General features: G+C 68.5%; 18 protein-coding genes. 8 read left to right on the plus strand and 10 right to left on the minus strand.

Features of this window, described 5'->3' with window-relative positions; genetic code table 11:
• Positions 1–64 precede the first annotated feature (64 nt).
• The gene (locus tag AC1MED_RS16945) at positions 65–943 is read left to right on the plus strand and encodes a DUF1206 domain-containing protein (protein WP_479786718.1); all 879 of its coding nucleotides are present in this window, start codon (positions 65–67) and stop codon (positions 941–943) included.
• 9 nt (positions 944–952) lie between these two features.
• Here AC1MED_RS16945 and AC1MED_RS16950 read toward each other — a convergent pair whose 3' ends face one another.
• On the minus strand, positions 953–1,879 hold the full coding sequence (locus tag AC1MED_RS16950) for a DMP19 family protein (protein ID WP_479784563.1): 927 nt from the start codon (positions 1,877–1,879) through the stop codon (positions 953–955).
• 162 nt (positions 1,880–2,041) lie between these two features.
• Between AC1MED_RS16950 and AC1MED_RS16955 the strand changes: the two genes are divergently transcribed.
• Together AC1MED_RS16955 and AC1MED_RS16960 are read left to right on the plus strand one after the other, a co-directional pair.
• Entirely contained in the window at positions 2,042–5,485 is a 3,444-nt protein-coding gene (locus AC1MED_RS16955; RefSeq protein WP_479784565.1) for a DEAD/DEAH box helicase, read from the plus strand.
• 112 nt (positions 5,486–5,597) lie between these two features.
• Positions 5,598–7,214, plus strand: a complete 1,617-nt coding sequence (locus tag AC1MED_RS16960; RefSeq protein ID WP_479784567.1) for an FG-GAP repeat domain-containing protein — start codon at positions 5,598–5,600, stop codon at positions 7,212–7,214.
• Between the two features lie 43 nt (positions 7,215–7,257).
• Here the strand turns inward: AC1MED_RS16960 and AC1MED_RS16965 are convergent, their stop codons facing one another.
• The 7 genes from AC1MED_RS16965 to AC1MED_RS16995 all read right to left on the minus strand — a co-directional run bounded on the left by AC1MED_RS16965 (position 7,258) and on the right by AC1MED_RS16995 (position 15,179).
• On the minus strand, positions 7,258–7,656 hold the full coding sequence (locus AC1MED_RS16965; protein ID WP_479784569.1) for a hypothetical protein: 399 nt from the start codon (positions 7,654–7,656) through the stop codon (positions 7,258–7,260).
• Between the two features lie 255 nt (positions 7,657–7,911).
• Positions 7,912–8,334: a heat shock protein transcriptional repressor HspR gene (locus tag AC1MED_RS16970; RefSeq protein ID WP_346959400.1), complete on the minus strand. Its 423-nt coding sequence runs from the start codon at positions 8,332–8,334 to the stop codon at positions 7,912–7,914.
• Positions 8,335–8,349: 15 nt separating this feature from the next.
• Positions 8,350–9,330 carry a DnaJ C-terminal domain-containing protein gene (locus tag AC1MED_RS16975; protein WP_346959399.1) on the minus strand — a complete coding sequence of 327 codons (981 nt, stop codon included), beginning with the start codon at positions 9,328–9,330 and terminating at the stop codon, positions 8,350–8,352.
• 94 nt (positions 9,331–9,424) lie between these two features.
• Positions 9,425–10,093 carry a nucleotide exchange factor GrpE gene (locus AC1MED_RS16980; protein WP_479784570.1) on the minus strand — a complete coding sequence of 223 codons (669 nt, stop codon included), beginning with the start codon at positions 10,091–10,093 and terminating at the stop codon, positions 9,425–9,427.
• A 2-nt stretch (positions 10,094–10,095) separates the two neighbouring features.
• Entirely contained in the window at positions 10,096–11,955 is a 1,860-nt protein-coding gene (dnaK, locus tag AC1MED_RS16985; RefSeq protein WP_479784571.1) for a molecular chaperone DnaK, read from the minus strand.
• A gap of 323 nt (positions 11,956–12,278) precedes the next feature.
• Positions 12,279–12,725: a hypothetical protein gene (locus tag AC1MED_RS16990; RefSeq protein WP_479784573.1), complete on the minus strand. Its 447-nt coding sequence runs from the start codon at positions 12,723–12,725 to the stop codon at positions 12,279–12,281.
• A gap of 228 nt (positions 12,726–12,953) precedes the next feature.
• On the minus strand, positions 12,954–15,179 hold the full coding sequence (locus AC1MED_RS16995) for an MMPL family transporter (RefSeq protein ID WP_346959395.1): 2,226 nt from the start codon (positions 15,177–15,179) through the stop codon (positions 12,954–12,956).
• Between the two features lie 176 nt (positions 15,180–15,355).
• Here AC1MED_RS16995 and AC1MED_RS17000 point away from each other — a divergent pair, with 176 nt between their 5' ends.
• The 5 genes from AC1MED_RS17000 to AC1MED_RS17020 all read left to right on the plus strand — a co-directional run bounded on the left by AC1MED_RS17000 (position 15,356) and on the right by AC1MED_RS17020 (position 18,684).
• The gene (locus tag AC1MED_RS17000) at positions 15,356–15,859 is read left to right on the plus strand and encodes a MarR family winged helix-turn-helix transcriptional regulator (protein WP_479784574.1); all 504 of its coding nucleotides are present in this window, start codon (positions 15,356–15,358) and stop codon (positions 15,857–15,859) included.
• A gap of 63 nt (positions 15,860–15,922) precedes the next feature.
• Complete coding sequence (locus AC1MED_RS17005) at positions 15,923–16,738, plus strand: methyltransferase domain-containing protein (protein WP_479784576.1); 816 nt, start codon at positions 15,923–15,925, stop codon at positions 16,736–16,738.
• A gap of 72 nt (positions 16,739–16,810) precedes the next feature.
• A complete protein-coding gene (locus tag AC1MED_RS17010) occupies positions 16,811–17,290 on the plus strand; it encodes a hypothetical protein (protein WP_346959392.1) in 480 nt (159 codons plus the stop codon).
• Positions 17,291–17,427: 137 nt separating this feature from the next.
• Positions 17,428–17,979 (plus strand): dihydrofolate reductase family protein, encoded by a 552-nt coding sequence (locus AC1MED_RS17015; RefSeq protein ID WP_479784578.1) that lies wholly within the window; start codon positions 17,428–17,430, stop codon positions 17,977–17,979.
• A gap of 81 nt (positions 17,980–18,060) precedes the next feature.
• Complete coding sequence (locus tag AC1MED_RS17020; protein ID WP_175322337.1) at positions 18,061–18,684, plus strand: LysE family transporter; 624 nt, start codon at positions 18,061–18,063, stop codon at positions 18,682–18,684.
• A gap of 52 nt (positions 18,685–18,736) precedes the next feature.
• Here the strand turns inward: AC1MED_RS17020 and AC1MED_RS17025 are convergent, their stop codons facing one another.
• Both AC1MED_RS17025 and AC1MED_RS17030 read right to left on the minus strand, forming a co-directional pair.
• On the minus strand, positions 18,737–20,326 hold the full coding sequence (locus AC1MED_RS17025) for an acyl-CoA synthetase (RefSeq protein ID WP_479784580.1): 1,590 nt from the start codon (positions 20,324–20,326) through the stop codon (positions 18,737–18,739).
• 42 nt (positions 20,327–20,368) lie between these two features.
• Positions 20,369–21,715 (minus strand): MFS transporter, encoded by a 1,347-nt coding sequence (locus AC1MED_RS17030; RefSeq protein WP_479784582.1) that lies wholly within the window; start codon positions 21,713–21,715, stop codon positions 20,369–20,371.
• Between the last annotated feature and the right edge of the window lie 25 nt (positions 21,716–21,740).

Consider the following 21,740-nt stretch of genomic DNA (forward strand, 5'->3'; position numbering starts at 1 on the left):
GCCCCCACCCGCCCGCGGCCAAGATGCTGTTGCGAAGCGGCTTCCCGTGGCACGATTACCGAAGATGCAGGGCTGGCGGCGGCACGACGGCGCCGGCAGAGCCAGAAGACCCGAAGGACCGACCATCAAAAAAGAACTCAAGGACGCCGCGGAAGTCGCCGAGGACGTCACCAACTCCAAGCCGCTCGAATACGCGGCACGGGCAGGGTTCGCCGTGTCCGGCATCCTGCACTTCCTGATCGGCCTCGTCGCGATCCGGCTCGCGATGGGCGGGCAGGGCCAGGCCGATGTCAGCGGCGCGGTTGAGGAGCTCGCCAAGCAGCCGGCCGGTCCGGCGCTGCTGTGGAGCGCCTTCGCGGCCTGTGTCGCGCTGGCCATCTGGCAGACCAGTGACGCGGTGTTCGACTTCAACCACCTGCCCACCAAAAAGAAGGTCGGCAAGAAGCTCAAGGCCGCCCTGCAGGCTGTGGTCTACGCCGGGTTCGGGCTCACGCTGGCGTCCGTGGCCCTCGGCGCCCACGCGGACCACCGCCGCTCCACCAGCGACCTCACCGTGCAGCTCATGAAGGCGCCGGGCGGCGTGCTGCTGCTGATCGTCATTGGCGCCGCCATCGCCATTACCGGCGTCGTCTATGCCATCAGGGGTCTCCGCAAATCGTTCCTGAAGTACCTGCGCCTGCCCGCCAACGAGCACACCCGCACCGCGGTGACCGTCGCCGGCGTCGTCGGCTATGCCGCCAAGGGTGTGGCGCTGCTGCTGACCGGGTTGCTGATCGTCATTGCCACCGTGAAAGCAAACCCGGCGGAATCGACCGGGCTCGACGGCGGCCTGAAGGCCCTGCGGGAGCAGCCGCTCGGGATGTACATGCTCGCCGCCGTGGGCGCCGGCCTGATCTGCTACGGCATCTTCCTGGCCGTCCGGGCCCGGCTCGCCCGGATGTAGGTCTTGCCGCTACCCGTCTGACGGTTCGTCGTCGACGTCGTCCTCGAACTCGACGGCGGCGATGATCTCGCGGGTTTCCGAGTGGATCATGTAGGCCTCGTCGTCGTCCTCCAGCATCAGGAACTCGCCCTGGTCCGTGGTGAAGTGCCAGGCCAGGACCCGGTCGCCGTGGTGGTCGTAGTTCGGGTCGCCCATGGTGATCTTCAGCAGGGTGTGCCCGGCCACCTCACACAGCTCCCGGATAATCAGCTCAAACTCCGGGGCGCTCCTGAGCTCCTCCTCGGCCGCCTCGGCCTGGCGTTCCGCGAGGTTGGGGATCCGGGACACCCGTTCGTGGATGTGGCGGTCGAGTTCGTCCGGGTCCAGGACCAGCAGGTCCGGCTGGCTGCGCAGCCACGCGGCGTTGAGCGCGACGATGTCCTCGGTTTCCAGCAGCGGCTCGAATTCGTCGTCGAGCTGCTCCAACTGCCGCACCGCGTCGGGTACCGCCGCCCCAACGCCGCGGGCGCCGCCGTCGGCGTCCAGCCCGGCGTCGAGTCCGGCGTCGAGCTCGGCGTCGCCGTCCAGATAAGCGTCCGTCTCCCCGGAGAGTGCGTCGAAGGCGGCCACGCTGCGGTTGAACAGGTCCAGGTGGGCCGTGGCGCCCATCGCGGCCAGCCCCTCGCGGACGTAGCCGTCCACCTCCGCGCGCTCGGGCAGGGTGAAGACGTACTGGGCGAAGCCGCCGCCCAGCGCCTGCGTCAGGTAAAAGTCCACGAAGTAGCTGCGCAGCGCAGTGGGAGCGATTTCCTCCGCGTCGAGCAGTTCCGCGTACATGGCGTTGACGACGTCCACATTCGCGTCCACAACATCCACGTTGCCGCCGTGGAGGCACTCCCGGGTCAGGACCGGGGCGTGGCCGGTAGCGGTGGGGCTCTGGGTCAGGCTGCTGCTCATGGGGATCCTCACGGGGGTGGCGGGTGCTGCTCCGGTCCCTTCCACGGTAGGCCCGCTCCGTGCCGCACAGCCCAAGCGGGAGTGAACGCCAGGCGAAGTTTCCGGGCCACGCCAGGCTGGCTAAGATGGATCAGATGACCAACTGCTGAAAGTAGTGCGCACATGCCATCCCATCCGGACGAGAGTGCGGCACTGGCAATACAGACCCCCGCAATCAACGACCGCTCCCTCGCGGCCGGGCTCGCCTACGCCATGGGAAGCCGGGTTTCCGGGATTTCCTTCGACGCCGCCACCGGGCTGATGCTGGGGAAGGTCCGCGGCGGCGCGGATGTTCCCTATTCGACGACGGCGAAGCTGGTCCGCAAGGGCGGCGGCTGGAGCTGCAGCGTCGGTGTCTGCAGCTGCCCGGTCCGCAAGGACTGCAAGCACGTGGCCGCCCTGCTGTTTGCCGCCGAGGACAACCCGGCGACCCGCCTCCAGCTGCTGGCACCTGCGGAGTCCTCCCGGCTGTCCCGCCAGGTCCCGGCGCTGGACCTGCCGGACTGGGAGCAGGCCCTCAGCCCGCTGATCGCCCGGCCGGGAATCACCCAGTCCACCAACGGCGTCCCGCTCGCGCTGCAATTCGAGATCGAGGAACCGGCGCCGCACTTCTCCTACACCGGCCGCCGCGATCCGCTCCGCAGCGTCCGGCAGCTCAAGGCCCGGCCCGTCATTATGGGCGCCAAGGGCAAGTGGATCCGCGGAGACGTCTCCTGGAACACGCTGAGCTACCTGAACTACCGGCGCGAATGCAACGAAGCCCACGTGGAGTGGATGCTGGAATTCCTCGCCTCGCACACGGCCCTGGCGAACCGCCAGCACGCCGGCACCGCGCCCTGGCTGGGGTTGAACACCTACGCCGGCAAGAACCTCTGGAGCCTGCTGGCCGAGGCCCGGAAGATCGGCCTCGCCCTGGTCCACGGCCGGGGCGACGAACCCGTGCGGCTGGCCGACGAGCCGGCCGCCGTCGGACTGAACCTGACCCGGCTCGGCACCGGGGAGGCCGACGGCGGGCTGGCGCTCGCTCCGACCATCACCGTGGAGGGGGCGGTGGTCGATCCGGCGTCGGTCGGGACCATCGGGCGGCCCGCGCACGGGATCTTCCTGACCTCCGGCGCGGACGCGCTGCCCGGCGTTGCCCCGGGCGACTCCGCGATCACCCTGGCACCCCTGGAAGCCGGACTCAGCGAGGAGCTGCTGACCTTCGTCACCGGCGGCACCACCCTGCATATTCCGGCCCGGGACGAGGGACGCTTCCTGACCGGGTTCTACCCCAAGCTCAAGCAGACCGCGCGGGTCACCGCCTCCGATGAATCCGTCGAGCTGCCCGCCCTGGCGGTGCCCACCCTGTCCCTGCTGGCCAACTACGGCGCGGACCACCGGGTCCGGCTGCACTGGGAGTGGCACTACAAGTCCGGCACCCTGGTCACGGCCCAACCGCTGTGGCGGCACCCCGGCGACCACGGCTACCGTGACGACACCGCCGAGGCCCGCATCCTGGAGACCGTGGGCCAGCCGTGGGACGTGGTGCCGAAGCTCGGCGAATCCGCCACCGGCGGCTGGGGTACCCCGCGGCTGGCGGCGTCCGCGGAGCTCAGCGGCCTGGACACGCTGGCCTTCACCGAGGAAGTCCTGCCTGCGCTCCGCGAGCTTCCGGACGTCTCTGTGGACACGGCCGGTGAGATTGCCGACTACCGCGAGGCCGAGGAGGCGCCGGTGGTGTCGATCTCCACCAAGGCCACCGAGCAGCGCGACTGGTTCGACCTGGGCATCCAGATTTCCCTCGAGGGCCAGCCGGTGTCCTTCGCCGCCGTGTTCTCCGCCCTGGCGGCCGGCCAGACCAAGATGCTGCTGCCCAGCGGCGCCTACTTCTCCCTGGACCTGCCCGAGCTGCACCAGCTGCGCGCCCTGATCGAAGAAGCGCGGGAGCTGCAGGACAACAAGGACGCCCCGCTGCAGATCAGCCGCTTCCAGGCCGGGCTCTGGGACGAGCTGGCCCAGCTGGGCATCGTCGACGAGCAGGCCGCTGCGTGGCGCGAGGCCGTCGGCGGGCTGCTGGAGGGCGGCGTCAAGGGGCTGCCGCTGCCGGACACGCTGAACGCCGAGCTGCGCCCGTACCAGCTCGAGGGCTTCAACTGGCTCAGCTTCCTCTACCGCCACGGCCTGGGCGGGGTGCTGGCCGATGACATGGGCCTGGGCAAGACCGTGCAGGCCCTGGCGCTGATCTGCGCCGCCAAGGTGGCGGCCGCTGAGTCCGGCGCGGACACTGTCCCGGCGGCCGACGGCGGCAGCGTCGCGGGGAGCGCCCCGGGGAGCGCGCCCGGCGGTGCGCCGTTCCTGGTGGTCGCGCCCACCAGCGTGGTCGGAAACTGGCAGGCCGAAACCGCGCGCTTCGCCCCCGGACTGACGGTGCGGGCCATCAGCGAGACGTTCGCGAAGAGCGGCTCGGTGCCGGCCGAGGCCATGGCGGGCGCCGACGTCGTCATCACCTCCTACGCGCTGTTCCGGATCGACTACGAGGCGTACGCCTCCCGGCAGTGGGCCGGCCTGGTGCTGGACGAGGCGCAGTTCGTGAAGAACCACCAGTCCAAGGCCTACCAGTGCGCCCGGAAGCTCCCCGCCTCCTTCAAGCTGGCGATCACCGGCACCCCGCTCGAAAACAACCTGATGGAGTTCTGGGCACTGACCTCGATTGTGGCCCCGGGGCTCTTCTCCAGCCCCAAGCGCTTCGCCGAGTACTACCAGAAGCCGGTGGAGAAAAACGGCGACAAGGCGCAGCTGGACAAGCTCCGGCGTCGGGTCCGGCCGCTGATGATGCGCCGCACCAAGGAACAGGTCATCCACGACCTGCCGCCCAAGCAGGAGCAGGTCCTCGAAGTTGTGCTGAACCCGCGGCACCAGAAGGTCTACCAGACGCACCTGCAGCGCGAGCGGCAGAAGATCCTGGGCCTGATCGAGGACGTGAACAAGAACCGCTTTACGATCTTCCAGTCCCTCACCCTGCTGCGCCAGCTCAGCCTGGACCCCTCGCTGATCGACCCCTCGCTCTCGGGGGTGCGCGCCAGCAAGCTCGACGTCCTGTTCGAGCAGTTGGAGGACCTTGTGGCGGAGGGCCACCGTGCGCTGATCTTCAGCCAGTTCACCGGTTTCCTCGGCAAGGTCCGGGAACGGCTCATTGAGGAGAACATCGAGTTCTGCTACCTCGACGGCAGCACCCGCAACCGCACCGACGTCGTCAACGAGTTCAAGAACGGCGCCGCCCCGGTGTTCCTGATCAGCCTCAAGGCGGGCGGCTTCGGCCTGAACCTCACCGAGGCGGACTATGTGTTCCTGCTGGACCCGTGGTGGAACCCCGCCTCCGAAGCGCAGGCCGTGGACCGCACGCACCGGATCGGCCAAGCGCGCAACGTGATGGTCTACCGGCTGGTGGCCAAGGACACGATCGAGGAAAAGGTCATGGCGCTCAAGGCCAGGAAGTCCCAGCTGTTCGCGGACGTGATGGAAGGCGACGCGCTCTCCGGCGGCGCGCTGACGGCCGAGGACCTAGCCGGGCTCTTCACCGACTGACTCCCCGGCCGCCCCGGTACCTTGGGCCGGTGACTTTCAGCCCTACCGGCCGGCGCCGGCCGGGTGTCCAATGGTGGCCCAGGGAAGAAGCCGGGCGAAGGAGCGGGTAGCCATGGCCGCACGGACACGGTTCAGGGGCGCGGCGGCGCGCCCGCGGCGGCGGCTGGCATCGGTGCTGGCATCCCTGGCGCTGGTGCTGGGCCTGATGCCTGCCGCCGCTGCGCCGGCCGGGGCTGCCACCCTCTACGGGCACGACTTCTCCTGGCCCCAATGCCCGACGGCGGTCGGCGGCCTGGGCCTGCCGCTCCCGCCGGCCACCACTTCGTTCGTGGTGCTTGGACTGACCCGGGGGCTGCCTTTCACCGAAAACCCCTGCCTGGCCAGCCACGTCGCCTGGGTCAAGGCGAACAACAAGCGCGCCCACGCCTACACCATGGCCGCGTTTCCTACGGTCGCGCAGCTGACGGCGTACCGGGCGCAGGGCCCGTGGTCCGCCAGTACCCGGGCCGGGCAGCTCTCCAATGTCGGTTACGCCGAGGCCCGCTACGCCGTCGCCAGCCTGCAACGGACCGGTTTCCGGCCGCCCATGGTCTGGATCGACGTGGAGCCGCGCCCGGCCCAGCCGTGGCCCACCGCCACCGCCGGCCAGCAGCGCGAAAACCGGTACGTGGTCGAAGGACTGATGCGCGGGCTCCGGGACGCGGGATATTCCTACGGGCTTTACTCCTATGCCTCCGGCTGGCAGGCCATCACCGGCTCGTGGCGGCTGCCGGGCGTTCCGGTCTGGGCCACGGCCGGACGCTTGGACTACCCGGCGGAGGCCCTGGACCGGTGCCGGCAGGCCAGCTTCTCCGGCGGCCGGGTCTACCTGTCCCAGTGGTACGACGACGTCCGCGACTACGACCTGACCTGCGACCCCTACGCCTTCACGCCGCTCCCGGTACCGGCTTCCACCCTTTCCGGCGCGACGGCGGACTTCAACGGTGACTGGAACAACGATGTCCTGGCCCGGGTCACGGCCACCGGCGAGATGAGGCTCTACCCCGGGACGGGCCGCGGCGGCCTGTCCCCGGGCATCAAGATCGGGACCGGCTGGGCCGCCTTCAATGCCCTCGAAACTCCGGGCGACTTCAGCGGGGACGGACCGCTGGACGTGCTCGCCCGGGAGACCGCCACCGGCCGGCTCTGGCTGTACCGCGGGACCGGCACCGGCGGCTGGCTCCCCAGGGTACTGATCGGCACGGGATGGCAGGCTATGAACTCCATCCTCGGCCCGGGCGATTTCAACGGCGACCAACGCGTCGACGTGCTGGCCCGCGAATCCGCGACCGGTTATCTCTGGCTCTACCCGGGCAACGGCAACGGCGGCTGGCTGCCCCGCGTCCGGATCGGAAGTGGCTGGAACATCTTCAATGCGCTCGTCGCCCCGGGGGATTTCGACGGCGACGGCGCGGCGGATGTCCTGGCCAGGGAGGCCGCCAACGGCCGGCTGTGGCTGTACCGCGGCACCGGCGCCGGCGGCTGGCTCCCCCGGGTCCTGGTCGGCAGCGGCTGGAACGCCATGACGGCCGTGATGAGCCCCGGGGACCTCAACGGCGACCGCACGCCGGACGTCCTGGCCCGCGACAGCACCGGGGCACTCTGGCTCTACCCCACCAGCGGCGCCGGCAAATGGCTGCCGCGGGTCCGCGCCGGGATCGGCTGGAACATCATGAACGCGATCTTCTGACCCGCGGCCGGCGGGCGGTGGGGTTTAGCGGCCGGGGGCGGACCTACACTGCGGCCGGGGCCACGACACGGCCCGCGCCGAGGGTCCCCCGCAGCCAGCGCCCCAGCGCCTTGCCCTTCCCGGTCCACCAGCTGTCCTCGTCTGTGTCGTGGTGCCACCGGAAGATGACCGCCACGAGGACAAAGACACCGGCAGCCACCTGTTCCCAGGCGCCGGAAGCGGCGTGGACCAGCACGATGAGGGCCATGCTGAGGATCGAGGGGAGCGCCAGCGTCCGGAACACGGTGTTGGCCAGGTAACGCCGCCTGGAGCGCGGCACGGAGACCGCCCGGACCATGTCGAAACAGACGCAGACCACCACCATGGACTGCCCGAGGGCCATCAGGAGCAGGCCCGGCAAGGAGTTTCCAAAGAGGGCCACTGCGTGCAACCCGGTGTTCATGGCCGGCCCGCGAACGCTGCGGACGCCGGCGTTGCTGCGCCCGGAAGTGGTGAACTGAACATGTGCTGCCCCCCGACAATTGCACCGGAACTTACGAACCGGGCGGCCGCCTGGCCGCCAAGACAATTCAACCGGCCGCGCGGGCGGGAAGTCACGGCCCGCCGGTACCCGACTATGCGCCGTCGACCACGTGACTTTGCGTGCGAGTACTCAGTCGGGGCCTCCCGACTACTTGGAGCCGGCAGCGGGAACGCGTTAGGGGGTCTCCCGCGGCCGCCACACCACCAGGGCCTGCGAGCGGGCGCGGGGCCGCTGGCCGCGGGCGAGGGTGACGACGTCGCCAGCGGCCCCCGCGGCGAAGATGCGGGAGTCCAGCGGCTGCCGGCGCCGGCCCAGTTCGTCGGTCAGCTCGGCGACCCGGTGTTGCAGCGCGGCAACCTGGTTCTCCAGCTGCAGGATCCGTTTGATCCCCTCCAGCGAGACGCCCTCCTGCGAGAGGCGCTGCACCTCACGGAGCATGTTCACGTCTCGCTGCGAGTACCGCCGGGACTTCCCGGGGGCGCGGCTGGGCGAGACGATGCCGAGCCGGTCGTACTGGCGCAGCGTCTGCGGGTGCATGTCCGCCAGCTCCGCGGCGACGGAGATGACGAAGATCGGCTGGTCGAACTCGATGTCCATGCCCGGACCCCGTCCTTAGAGCCGGGCCTTGGCTGCCAGGCCGGCGCGGACGTCTTCGCCTGAGGTGGCCGCGGCGAAGGCCTTGACTGCTTCCTCGGCGTCCTTGTTCAGCTTCTTCGGCACGGCGACGTCGATGGTGACCAGCAGGTCTCCGGTGGCCTTGGTGTGCTTGACACCGCGCCCCTTGACCCGCAGCGTCCGGCCGGACGGCGTGCCGGCCGGAACCCGGACCCTGACCTTGTCGCCGTCGATGGTCGGGACCTCGATGTCGGCGCCCAGGGCGGCCTCGGCGAAGGTGACCGGAACGTGGATGCGCAGGTTGTCACCGTCGCGGGTGTAGAAGTCGTGCGGCTTGACCGTGACCGTGACCATGAGGTCGCCGTTGCCGGCCGGACCGTACTGGCCCTTGCCGCGGACGCGGACTTTCTGGCCGTCCTTGATGCCGGCCGGAATACGAACGTCGATGACCTCGCCGTCCGGTTCGCGCAGCCCGATGGTGGTGCCGCGGATGGAGCCGGCGAAGGAAATGCTGGTCGACGCGGTGCGGTCGGCGCCCTTCTGGGGGCCGCGCTGGAAGGACTGGCCGCCGCCGAAACCGCCGCCGCCGAACAGATCGGCGAACTCGGGCGGAATACCGCCGGCCGTGCTGTACCCGCCGGAGTGGCGCCCGCCGCCGCCGGTGAACAAGCCGCCGAACAGGTCCTCGAACCCGGCACCGCCGGCGGCACCGCCAGCCCCGCCCGGGGCGAAGCGGGCGCCGCCGCCCATCGCCCGGATGGCGTCGTACTGCTGCCGCTCGTCGGCATCGGAGAGCACCGAGTAGGCCTCGGAGATGTCCTTGAACTTCTTTTCCGACGCCGTGTCCCCGGCGTTGGTGTCCGGGTGGTGCTGCCGCGCGAGCTTCCGGTAGGCCTTCTTGATGTCGGCGTCGGAAGCGTCCTTGGCGACACCAAGGATCTTGTAGAAGTCCTTGTCCACCCAGTCCTGGCTAGCCAATGGCGTTTCCTCTCTAAAGTGTGTGCCGAGGTGACAGTTCACGCCAATGTTTGCTGGAAACACCGGCGCGAACTGTCACCTCGATGGCGTGCTGCTACGCAGGGACGGCGACGATGACCTGGGCCGCCCGCAGGACCCGCTCGCCGGACTTGTAGCCCGAGCGCAGGACCTGGCTGACCGTGTCGGTTTCGACGTCGGGGCCGGGCTGCTGGATGAGGGCCTCGTGGATCGTGGGATCGAACTCCACGCCGGTCTCATCGATGCGCACCAGGCCGTACGTCTTCAGCGCGTTCTCCAGCTTCGCGGCGATCGCGGCGAACGGTCCGTCCGCGAGGTCGCCGTGCTGCCGGGCGGCGTCGACGTCGTCCAGCACCGGGAGCAGGGCGTTCAGGACGCCGATGACGGCCATCTCCCCTGCCACGGCGCGGTCACGTTCGACGCGCTTGCGGTAGTTGACGTACTCGGCCTGCAGGCGGCGGAGGTCGTTCTTCAGTTCCTCCGCCTCCCCGGCACCCGCGCCCTGCGCCACGGACTCCGCGGCCGGAACGTCCACGCTGTTGAGGATGTCCTCGGCCTGGGACAGTGCGTCCCCGGAATCCGAATCCCCGGCGGCGGTGCGCTCCTGGTCGGGATGACGTGCCTGGCCGGTCTTCGGATCAACCTTGCGGTTGTCGTGGATCACCGGCTTCTGGTTCTCGTCGCGGCTCTCGTCGCGGCGGTCCCCGGAGGCTCCGCGCTCTTCTTCGTTACCGTGGTGCGGCATGATTACTTCTTCTCGTCTTCGTCAACGATCTCGGCGTCAACGATGTCCTCGTCGGAAGCTGCCTGCTCGCCGGCCGGGGCACCCTGGGCGCCGGCAGCGCCGTCGGGGGAACCGGGCTGGGCGTAGATGGCCTCGCCGAGCTTGGTCTGGGAAGCCTGGAGCTTCTCAAACGCGGTCTTGACGGCGGCGTCATCGGTGCCTTCGAGCGCCGACTTGAGGGCGTCGACGTCGGCCTGGACCTCGGTCTTGACCTCTTCGGGGAGCTTGTCGGCGTTGTCGGCGATCAGCTTATCCACGGAGTAGGCGAGCTGCTCGGCAGTGTTGCGGGTGTCGGTCGCCTCGCGGCGGGCCTTGTCCTCTGCTGCGTGCTCCTCGGCGTCGCGGACCATGCGGTCGATGTCTTCCTTGGAGAGGCTGGAGCCGCCGGTGATGGTCATCGACTGTTCCTTGCCGGTGCCCTTGTCCTTCGCGGAGACGTGCACAATGCCGTTCGCGTCGATGTCGAAGGTGACCTCGACCTGCGGAACGCCGCGGGGGGCCGGGGCGATGCCGGTCAGTTCGAAGGTACCCAGCGGCTTGTTGTCCCGGGTGAACTCGCGCTCGCCCTGGAAGACCTGGATCGCCACGGAGGGCTGGTTGTCGTCAGCCGTGGTGAAGGTCTCGCTGCGCTTGGTGGGGATGGCCGTGTTGCGCTCGATCAGGTGCGTCATGACACCGCCCTTGGTCTCGATGCCCAGGGACAGCGGGGTGACGTCGATCAGCAGGACGTCCTTGCGCTCGCCCTTCAGCACACCGGCCTGCAGTGCGGCGCCGACGGCGACGACCTCATCCGGGTTGACGCCCTTGTTCGGCTCCTTGCCGCCGGCGAGTTCCTTGACCAGGTCGGAGACGGCAGGCATACGGGTGGAGCCGCCGACCAGCACGATGTGGTCGATGTCGGAGAGCTTGATGCCGGCTTCCTTGATGACATCGTGGAACGGCTTCTTGGTGCGCTCCAGCAGGTCCTTGGTGAGGTCCTGGAACTTGGCGCGGGTCAGCTGCTCGTCCAGGTGGACCGGGCCGTCGGGGGTGACGGAAAGGTACTGGAGGGAGACGTTGGTGCTCGAGGAGGAGGAGAGTTCCTTCTTGGCCTGCTCGGCGGCCTCACGCAGGCGCTGCAGGGCGATCTTGTCCTTGGAGAGGTCGATGCCCTTGACCTTGAGCTGGTTCAGCAGGTAGTCCACGACGCGCTGGTCCCAGTCGTCGCCGCCGAGGCGGTTGTCACCGGCGGTGGCGCGCACCTGGATGGTGGAGAAGTCGTCTTCGTCCTTGCCGACCTCGAGGAGGGAGACGTCGAAGGTTCCGCCGCCGAGGTCGAAGACGAGGATGAGTTCGTCTTCCTTGCCCTTGTCCAAGCCGTAGGCCAGGGCGGCCGCGGTGGGCTCGTTGACGATGCGCAGAACCTTGAGGCCCGCGATTTCGCCGGCTTCCTTGGTGGCCTGGCGCTCGGCGTCGTTGAAGTACGCGGGAACGGTGATCACGGCGTCCGTGACCTTTTCACCGAGGTAGGACTCGGCGTCGTTCTTGAGCTTCATGAGGATACGCGCGGAGATTTCCTGCGCGGTGTACTTCTTGTCATCGATCGCGACGCTCCAGTCGGTGCCCATGTGGCGCTTGACCGAGGCGATGGTGCGGTCGATGTTGTTGACGGCCTGGCGCTTGGCGATTTCGCCGACCAGGACTTCGCCGGACTTGGAGAATGCAACGACCGACGGCGTGGTGCGGCCACCCTCGGCGTTGGCAATAACGGTGGGCTCGCCACCTTCGAGAACGGAGACGACGGAGTTAGTGGTTCCGAGGTCAATACCTACTGCACGTGACATGTGTTGCTTCCTTCTTTCCTTGGAAACTTGCTGGCCTCGGCAATCGGGCGGGTGCCCGGCGACCGGGCCATACCCGGAGTTCGAGCCCGTCGAGAACGAGGCGCGCCCACTTATTGAGCGCTCTGCACTCAACTTTACGCAGCCCGGATGAGATGTCAATCCGAAGTTGAGCCAACCCGACTCAACTTTGTCTCAGGGGACACCCGCAGGGCCCGCGGCCGCCGCGAATCCGCCCAATTGTGCGGTTTTTGGGCAGTATAAGACGCCCACCGCCGCGATTTCGCTGTGCGTGAACGGGCCCGTGGTGACGTCCGGGCGGCGGTTTAGAGCCCTTCGCGGCCCGAGTCGTCCCGGACGGTGCCGTCCCGCCCCGCCGCTTCGTCGTCCGCGGCGTTTTCGGCGCGGCGGCCGGTGCGCTGGGCGCCTGCGGACCCGGCTGCGCCGTAGTCACCCTCGGGATATTCGCCCTCTTCGGCGGCATCCGGGCCGGTGGCGCCGGCTGCGCCGTAGTCGCCTTCGGGGTAATCGCCTTCTTCGGCGCCAACGGTCGACCCGCCGGTTACACCCGCCTTGCCGTAATCCCCCTCGGCATATTCACCCTCCGGGGCCGCCGCCGGGTTTTCCCCCGCCACGCCCGCCTGGCCGTAGTCGCCTTCGACGTACTGGCCGGCGTCGCCCTCGACGGCCGGTTCCTCGGCGCCGGCCGGAACCGGGGCGGTACCGTGCTGCTTCGCTGCTGCCGTTCGATCAAACTCACTGTTTTCAGACATGGGTGGATCCCTCCTGCAGGCGTGGGCGCCCGCGCGGGCGCAGTCGCAGTCTATCGAGCACGGCGGGGAGGCAACAGGGGTCCTCCGGCCGCGAGGCGGCGCTGGGCCTGCAGCCGACGCCGCTCACGCAAGCAGCCGCCGCCACCGTGGCCTGGTGGGGGGACCTGGGACGGTGACGGCGGCTGCGACTGGGGGCTCCGGTTGGCGGGGCTTCCGGCGGGGCTCCGGCTAGCGGATGCCGGCGTCGGCGGATTCCGGTTCCGGTGCGGCCGGCAGGTCCCGCACGCCGGCGTCAGCCGCGGGACGGCTGAGCTTGCTCGGCCACCAGATCCGCGGGCCAATGTCGTAGGCCAGGGCCGGGACCAGCAGGGACCGGACCAGGACCGTGTCCAGCAGTACGCCGAACGCGACGATGAAGGCCAGCTGCACCAGGAACATGATCGGGATGACGCCCAGCGCCGCAAAGGTGGCGGCCAGGACCACACCGGCCGAGGTGATCACGCCGCCGGTGACGCCGAGGCCGCGCAGGATACCGGGCCGGGTGCCGTGCTTGAGGGACTCCTCGCGGACCCTGCTCATCAGGAAGATGTTGTAATCCACGCCCAGCGCGACGAGGAAAACGAAGCCGAAGAGCGGGACGGTGGCGTCGGCTCCCGGGAATCCAAGGATGTGGTTGAACACGACGGCGGAGACGCCCATCGCAGCGCCATAGGAGAGCACCACCGAGGCGACCAGCAGGACCGGCGCCAGCACGGAACGCAGCAGCAGCATCAGGATCACCAGGATGACCGCGAGGACCACCGGGATGATGGTGACCAGGTCGCGCTGGGCCGTGGTGTTGGTGTCCAGGGCTGTGGCGGTCACCCCGCCGACGAGGGCGCCGACGTCGATCTTCTTCAGCTCCTGCCGCAGGTTGACCACGACGTTTTCGGCCTCGTTGGAGTCCGCGGCGTAGTTCAGCGTGGCGTTGATCAGCACCTTGCCGTCCCGGACCGCCGGGGCGGTGGGAGCTGCCGGCGCACCGGGCGCTCCCTGGGCGCCGGGGACAATCGGCACGTTGCCCTCGGCCAACAGGTAGGCATCCCCGACGCCGTCGCTCGCCTTGGTCTTGTCGAGCACCTCCTGCGCCTTGGCCTCGTCGGCGACGATCACGGCGGGGCTGCCGGAGCCGGCGTCGAAGTGGCGGGCCAGGGCGTCCTGGCCGTCCACCGCGTTGGAGGCGGCAAGGATGACGTCGGTCTGCGGTACGCCGTTGGCCTTGAGCTGGAGGACTCCGGCGGATGCCACCAGGAGCAGCAGCACGGAGGCGATCCAGACGGTGCGCGGGCGGCGGGACACGAGGGACCCGGTGGCGCGCCAGATTCCCTTCTGGCCCTCCAGACCGGTGACGAGCTCCGGCTCGCGCTCGGTCTCCGGGAGCAGCTTGGGGCGGAACGGCCAGAAGGCGACCCGGCCCAGCAGCGCCATCATCGCCGGCAGCAGGGTCAGCGCCGCGAAGAGCGAGCACAGGATGCCTGCGGCCGCCACCGGGCCGAGAGCCTTGTTTGAGTTGAGGTCCGAAAAGAGCAGGCAAAGGAGCGCGATGATGACAGTGGCGCCGGAGGCCAGGATCGGCTCCCAGGCGGCCTTCCACGCCGTGAGCGCCGCGGCCGTGCGGTTGGTGGTGTGGGTCAGCGCTTCGCGGAAGCGGGCCACGTAGAGCAGCGCGTAGTCCGTGGCGGCGCCGATCACCAGGATGGAGAGGATGCCCTGGCTCTGGCCGTTGAGCTGGATCCAGCCCAGCTTCGCCATGCCGAAGACCAGCAGGATGGCGGCGCAGAGCGCGAAGACCGAGGTGAACAGCACGGCAATCGGCAGCAGCAGCGAGCGGTAGACGACCAGCAGGATCAGGAAGACCGCCGCCAGCGCCACCAGCAGCAGGATGCCGTCAATGCCGGCGAACGCGCTGACCAGGTCAGCCGTCAGCCCGGCCGGGCCGGTGACAAAGGTCTGCATGCCCTCCGGAGCGGAGGACTTCACCTCGTCCCGGAGCTCCTTGATGACGTCCTTCACCTCATCGGAGGAGGCGATCGGAACCACAAACTGGACCGCCTTTGCATCCTCGGAGGGGATCGGTCCGATTACGGTGCTGCCGACCTGCAGGGCTTCGAGCTTGCCCTTCAGCGCAGCGGCCTCGCCGAGCTGGGCCCGGGTGAACGCGGCGTCGCTTTCGATCACGATGACGGCCGGGATCTCCTTGGAGTCGCGGAATTTGGCCTGCCAGTCCTGCGCTTCGGTGGCTTCGGCGCCCGCGGGAAGGAAGGATGCCTGGTCGTTCGAGGAAACCTCGCTCAGCCGCCCGAAGGTGGGGCCGCCGATGCCCGCAATGGCGAGCCACGCGACCACCAGGACCACGGGAACCAGCCAGCGCAGCCAGAACGGGACACGGGTGGAGTTTTGCCGGTTGCGTTTCATGGCGTCCTTCTCGGGGTGGCGTGGCGAAGTAGACTTTAGTAAATCATAGATTATCTCCATAATAGATATAAGTGACAGGCTAGAAAGATTTTGACTTTGCAGGCTGAAGGGCTGGAGTAAACTCCGGAAGGCGCCAACCGCGCAGGCCTCCCGGGGCGCCGAGCAGGAAGGGTGACATGTCAAAAGAGATGCCGGCAATCCCTGACGCCGCCGGTCCCCCGCCGCTAGTGAGTCTGCTTCAGGAGTTCAGCCTCGAAGCCAACCGCTACGCGGACTCGGCGGGCGCCCGGAACGACATGCACCGCACCGACCTCAATGCGTTGTCCGTGATTATGCAGCACACCGCGAGGAACCAGGTGGTGACACCGGGCGTGCTGCGCAAGGAACTCCATCTCAGCTCGCCCGCCACCACCGCCCTGATCGACCGGCTGGACAAGTCCGGGCATGTGGTCCGGGAACGGCAGGGCACGGACCGCCGGCAGGTCCAGCTGCGGATGACCCCCAAGGCGTACCGCGACGGTGGCGCCATGTTCCTGCCGCTCGCCCGGCACATGGGGGCCGCCATGGAGAACTTCAGCCCGGCCGAGCTGGAAATCGCCACCCGGTTCCTGCACGCCATGATCGATGCCACGGTCCGCGCGGGCGAGGAAGCCGCCGCTGCCCCGGCTGACCCGCACTAGTTGCCGCCAACAAGGGCCAGTCAGTTAGGCCCGTCCCGGCCGCGGGAGGCGTAGCGTTTCTTTATGAGTGCTGAGCAACCCGACAATGTCTACACCCACGGCCACCACGAGTCGGTGGTCCGCGCGCACGCCTCACGGACGGCGGAAAACTCCGCGGCGTTCGTCCTCCCGCATTTGACCCCCGGCGTTTCGGCGCTCGACGTCGGCTGCGGGCCCGGCAGCATCACGTGCGATTTCGCCGCGCTCGTCACCCCCGGCGAGGTCACCGGCGTGGACCGCTCCCCCGAGGTCATCGCCCACGCGAGCGCCCTGGCCGCGGAGCGCGGGGTGGCCAACGTCCGCTTCCTCGCTGGGAACCTCTACGACTTGGACTTCCCGGACGAAACGTTCGACGTCGTCCACGCGCACCAGGTGCTGCAGCACCTCACCGATCCTGTCGGCGCCCTGCGGGAAATGCGCCGGGTAGCCAAGGCCGGTGGGATCGTGGCCGTCCGCGACGCCGACTTCCACGGCATGAGCTGGTACCCGCAAATCCCCGAGCTGGACGAGTGGATGGAGCTCTACCAGCGGATCGCGCGCCGGAACGGCGCGGAGCCCGACGCCGGGCGGCGGCTCGTGTCCTGGGCGCAAGCCGCCGGGTTCACCGACGTCGCGCCGTCCAGCAGCAACTGGCTGTACGCCACCGGGCAGCAGCGGCGCTGGCAGGCCCGGGTCTGGGGCGAGCGGGTGCTGCATTCGGCCTTTGCGGACCAAGCGCTTGAGTACGGTTTCGCCACCGCCGCGGATCTGGCCCGGATCTCCGCGGGCTGGCACCGCTGGGGCTCCACGGACGACGGCTGGTTCCTGATCCCCAATGGCGAAGTGATCGCCCGGGCCTGAGCGGCAGCCGGTTGTCCACATAGCAGCGCTACCCGCTGTCGGGTGGCCCGTGCGGTTTTCTAGCATCGGGACATGATCATCCAAGCAGGCTTTGACTTCGAGATACTCGCCCGCCCCCGCATCATCCAGCACGGCATGCTCATGCCCAGTCTCGTGCTGATTTGCCTGGACGAAAGCATGCAGTTGAACAGCGTGCGCATCGTTCCTGGCACTTTCGCCGGCTGCCTGGTTCCGTTCGAGGGCGCCATCCTGGCGGCACTGAATCCGGACTACACCAAGTACTTCGCGATAGCCCACCCTGGCAGCTTCAGTGAGGCCTTCAGCGAGCCGGACCCACTGCTGGACGAGGCAGCCGCTTTGGAAACGAAAGCAGCCGAACGGGGGATGCGGTTGATCGGCCACTTCGCTATCGATGAGACGGGCTCCATGTCGGCCCGCCCGCGCTCGTACTTTGACGAATACCCGAGCCACGAGGACCTCCCCAGGACCATGGTGCATTGGGTTCATTCGAAGTTTGGCAACTGCGGCTCACTCACTGCACCGCCACAGTAGCGTCAGAGGCCGGCCAGGTCCGGCCAGCACCGCTGCCGCCACTAACAGCTACGGACCTGCCCGGGCCCCCGCCGGCCATTCCCTGCGTTCCAAACTCCCGCTAGGGTGCACTCAAAGACCTACTGCGAGGAGAGACCATGCGCAAGGTGACGGCCGGCCTGTTCAGCTCCGTGGACGGCGTGGTTGAAGACCCGTTCCGGTGGCAGTTCGACAGCTTCGACGAGGAGCTGGGCGCCGGGATGGGCGAGATGATGGGCCGGATCGACACCGGGCTCCTGGGCCGCGTCGGGTACCAGCAATGGTCGGAGTACTGGCCGAACGCCGAAGCGGACGCCGACTTCGCCGGGTTCATCAACCCGCTGCCCAAATTTGTGGCGTCCCGGACCCTGACCGGTGACCTCGGCTGGCAGAACTCGCGGCTGATCGAAGGATCCCTGGAGGATTTCGTCGCGGACCTGAAGCAGGGCGAGGGCGGCGACATCGGCATCTTCAGCAGCATTTCGCTGGTCCGGCAGCTGCTGTACGCCGGGTTGCTGGACAGCCTGATGCTGATCGTCCATCCGGTGATCGCAGGCAGCGGCCGGCGGCTCTTCAACGACGGCGACCCGCTGACGCGGCTTGAGCTGCAGTCATCCCAGCAGACCAGCAAAGGCAACATGATCCTCAGCTACGGCCTCCGCCAGGGCTGACCGCGGCCGGCCGCCGGGTGACCGGGGCGCCGGCCGCGTCATCGAACCGGCCGGCCCGGTGAGGAAACGTAAACTTGGTAGGTGCAACTTTCCCTTTGGCTGGCCCTCGCCGGCGCCGGCGTCCTGATCAGCTTCACGCCAGGCGCGGGCGCCATCAACACCATGAGCAACTCCCTGAACTCCGGCTTCCGGCGTTCCATCTGGGGCATCCTCGGCCAGCAGGCCGCCTTGGTGGTGCACATCCTGATCGTGGCCCTCGGCGTCGGGGTGCTGGTAGCGAGCTCGCCGCTGGCCTTCAACATCATCCGGTACGCCGGAGCCGCCTACCTCGTTTACCTTGGCATCCAGCAGTTCCGGCACAAACCTGACCTGGACCAGGAGAAGGCCGACGCGCTGCGCAACGAGCCGGCGCTGTCCATGTTCCGCCGCGGCTTGTGGGTCAACCTGCTCAACCCCAAGGCGATCGTGTTCTTCCTCGCCTTTATGCCGCAGTTCATCCGACCGGACCAGCCGCTCCTGCCGCAGTACCTCGTTCTGTCCGCCACCGTGATCGTGATCGACATCCTGGTCATGTGGTTCTTCTTCGCGGCGGCCGCCACAAGCTTTCAGCGCTTCACCCATGACGCCCGCGGGCAGCGGATCCTCAACCGGACCTTCGGTGTGCTGTTCATGGCCGTCGGCGTGCTGCTGGCGCTGATCCACTGATCCGCGCGGACACCCGGGCCGCAAGTGTACGTTCGCGCCCCAACCCGGGCCGCTACTGTCCGTTCGCGGGCGTGAGCTTCCGCAGGTCGGCCTTCCGGATCTTGCCGCTGGCGGTCCGCGGCATCTCCTCCACGAACACCACCGACTTGGGGATCTTGTACCGGGCCAGCCGGCCCTCCAGGTGGCCGCGCAGCTGCTCCTCGGTGAGCCGGGCGCCGTCGCGCAGCAGCACCACAGCCCGCGGCACCTCGCCCCACTTCGCGTCCGGCACGCCGATCACCGCGACGCTGCCGACGGCGTCGAGCTCGGCGATCGCCTGTTCCACCTCGGCCGGGTAGATGTTTTCCCCGCCGGAAATGATCATGTCCTTGAGCCGGTCCGAGATGAAGACGAAGCCGTCCGGGTCCTTATAGCCCATGTCACCGGACTTGAACCAGCCGTCCGGGGTGTAGGAATCGGCCGAGGCCTCCGGCCGGTTCCAGTATTCGCGGATCACGTTGGGGCCCTTGATCTGGATCTCCCCCACCGTTCCGGGCGCCGCCGGGCCGGCCTCCGGGTCCATGGGATCGGCTACCCGGACGGCCGTGAAGAAATGCGGCAGCCCGGAGGATCCGGCCTTTTCCCGGGACCGCGCGGCGGGCAGGGTGGTGGCCCCGGGGGCCGTTTCGGTCATGCCGTAACCGTTGGAGAACCGCAGTCCCCGGAGTTCGTAGGCCTCCAGGACCCGCATCGGCACCGCGGAGCCGCCGCAGGTCAGTTTGTTCAGCGAACTGAGGTCCGTCGTGTCCCAGTCCGGGTGCTCGCACAGCATCTGGTAGGTGGTGGGGACCCCGCTGATGGTGGTCGCGCGGTGCTGCTGGATCAGTTCCAGCGTCCGGCGCGGATCGAACTTGGCCTCCAGCACCACGGTGCCGCCCTTCAACAGCGTGGGCAGCACGCCCATGTCCAGCGAGGCCACGTGGAACATCGGGGAGATCATCAGCGCCACATCGGAAGAGGAGAAATCGAAGTCCACCAGCACGTTGATGCAGTTCCAGGTGATGTTGCCGTGCGTCAGCAGCGCCCCCTTGGGGTTGCCGGTGGTTCCCGAGGTGTAAAGGATCATGGCGCCGTCGTCGAGGCCCACCGGCTCGTCCGGCGCCGTCGGGGAGCCGGACGCCACCACGTCTTCGAAGGCCTCGAACCCCCCGGTGCCGGCGGAACCGGCGCTGCCGCCGTCGTGCACTGCCGCGGCGGGCACCGGAGAATCGTCGACGACGATCCGCGCCCGCACCGCGGTCTCAGGGGAGCCGCGCTCCGCCAGCCCGGCGAGCGTGGCCGCGTGGACCAGCAGCACGGCACCGCTGTCCCGGAGCTGGAACTGGATCTCGGGCGGAGCCAGCCGGGTGTTCAGCGGCACGAAGACCGCGCCGATCAGCCCGGCGGCAAAGAGGGTTTCCAGGAAGGACGGATCGTTCTCGCCGAGGTACGCCACCCTGTCGCCCCTGCCCACCCCGCGGTCCCGGAAGGCGTTCGCGAGGCGGACGGAACGCTCCGCGAGCTGTTCGTAGCTGAGCTCCCGCGTTCCGGCGATGACGGCGGTCTTCGGACCCGACTTCGGGCTGCGCCGTTGCAGCCACGAACCGATGCCAAGATTCTCCACGGCAAATCCTTTCTAGTTAGACGGTAATGCCTGCAGGGCCGGTTAGGACCGGACGGCTTCCAGATCGTTGTTCTTCGGTTCCTGGGTCAGCAGGATGAAGACGATCGACACAACAGACATGACGGCGAGGTACCACACCACGGACGAGGTGTCATGCCCGGAATCCTTGAAGATCTGCGCCACGATCCCCGGGGTAAAGCCTGCCCCGAGCAGGGTGGCGAGCTGGTAGCCCAGCGAGGCGCCGGTGTAGCGCGAGGTGGTGCCGAACTGCTCGGAGACGAAGGCCGCGAGCGGGCCGAACAGCGTGGAGTGAATCATCAGGCCCACCGCGAACGCCACGAAGATGAGCCCGATGTTGTTCGAGGAGAGCAGCTGGAACATCGGCACGAGGTACACGATGAACAGGACCAGGCCGCCGATCATCACGGGCCGCCGGCCCAGCTTGTCGGAGAGCCGGCCGCCCATGACCACAAAGATGATGGAGACGAACGACGCCGCCGCGAAGGCGTACAGCACACCCTGCCGGTCGGCGCCCTTGGACACCGCGTAGGTCACGGAGAAGGTTGCCAGCACCACCTGCAGCGCGAATCCGGCCGCGCCGGCCAGCATCGTGAAGATGAGGGTCTTGGGCCGGCGCAGGACCTGCAGCAGCGGGATCTCGCGGCGCTCCGCGGTACCCAGTGTGGCCTGCTCGGCTGCTTCCTGCTCCAGCGCGGCCTTGAAGATCGGGCTTTCCGAGACCTTGAGCCGGACAAACATGCCCACGCCCAGCAGAACGAAGGAGAGCAGGAACGGCACGCGCCAGCCCCAGGCCAGGAACTGTGCGTTCGGCAGGGCGGAGAAGGCGCCCATCACGAGGGTGCCGAGCACCGCGCCGGTGGGGGCGCCGGCGTTGACGAACGACGCCGCGAAGCCGCGCTTGCCGGACTCCGAATGCTCCAGCGCCATCAGGGCGGCCCCGCCCCATTCGCCGCCGACGGCGATGCCCTGGAAAACGCGGAGGATCACCAGCATGACGGCGCCCCAGGGACCGGCCACCGAGGCGTCCGGTACCAGCCCGATCAGCGTGGAGGCGATGCCCATCACCAGCATTGAGACAATCAGCATGCCCTTGCGACCGAGTTTGTCACCGAAGTGGCCGAAGATCACGCCGCCCAGGGGCCGCGCGACGTAGCCCGCGGCAAAGGTCCCGTACGCGGCGACGACGCCCACCCAGTCGTCCATGCCGGAGAAGAAGACCTTGGGAAAGACCACCGCGGCCGCCGTGGCGTAGAGCAGGAAGTCGTAGTACTCGATGGTGCTGCCGAGGTAGCTCGAGGCGATGACCGTCCGGGCCTCCCGGCGGCGTGTGCCCGCGTCCATGGACTGCAGCTGCGTAATTTGGGACATCGTTGTTCCTAGGGGCAGTGGGGGT

The sequence above is a fragment of the Arthrobacter sp. BI5 genome (assembly GCF_056680065.1).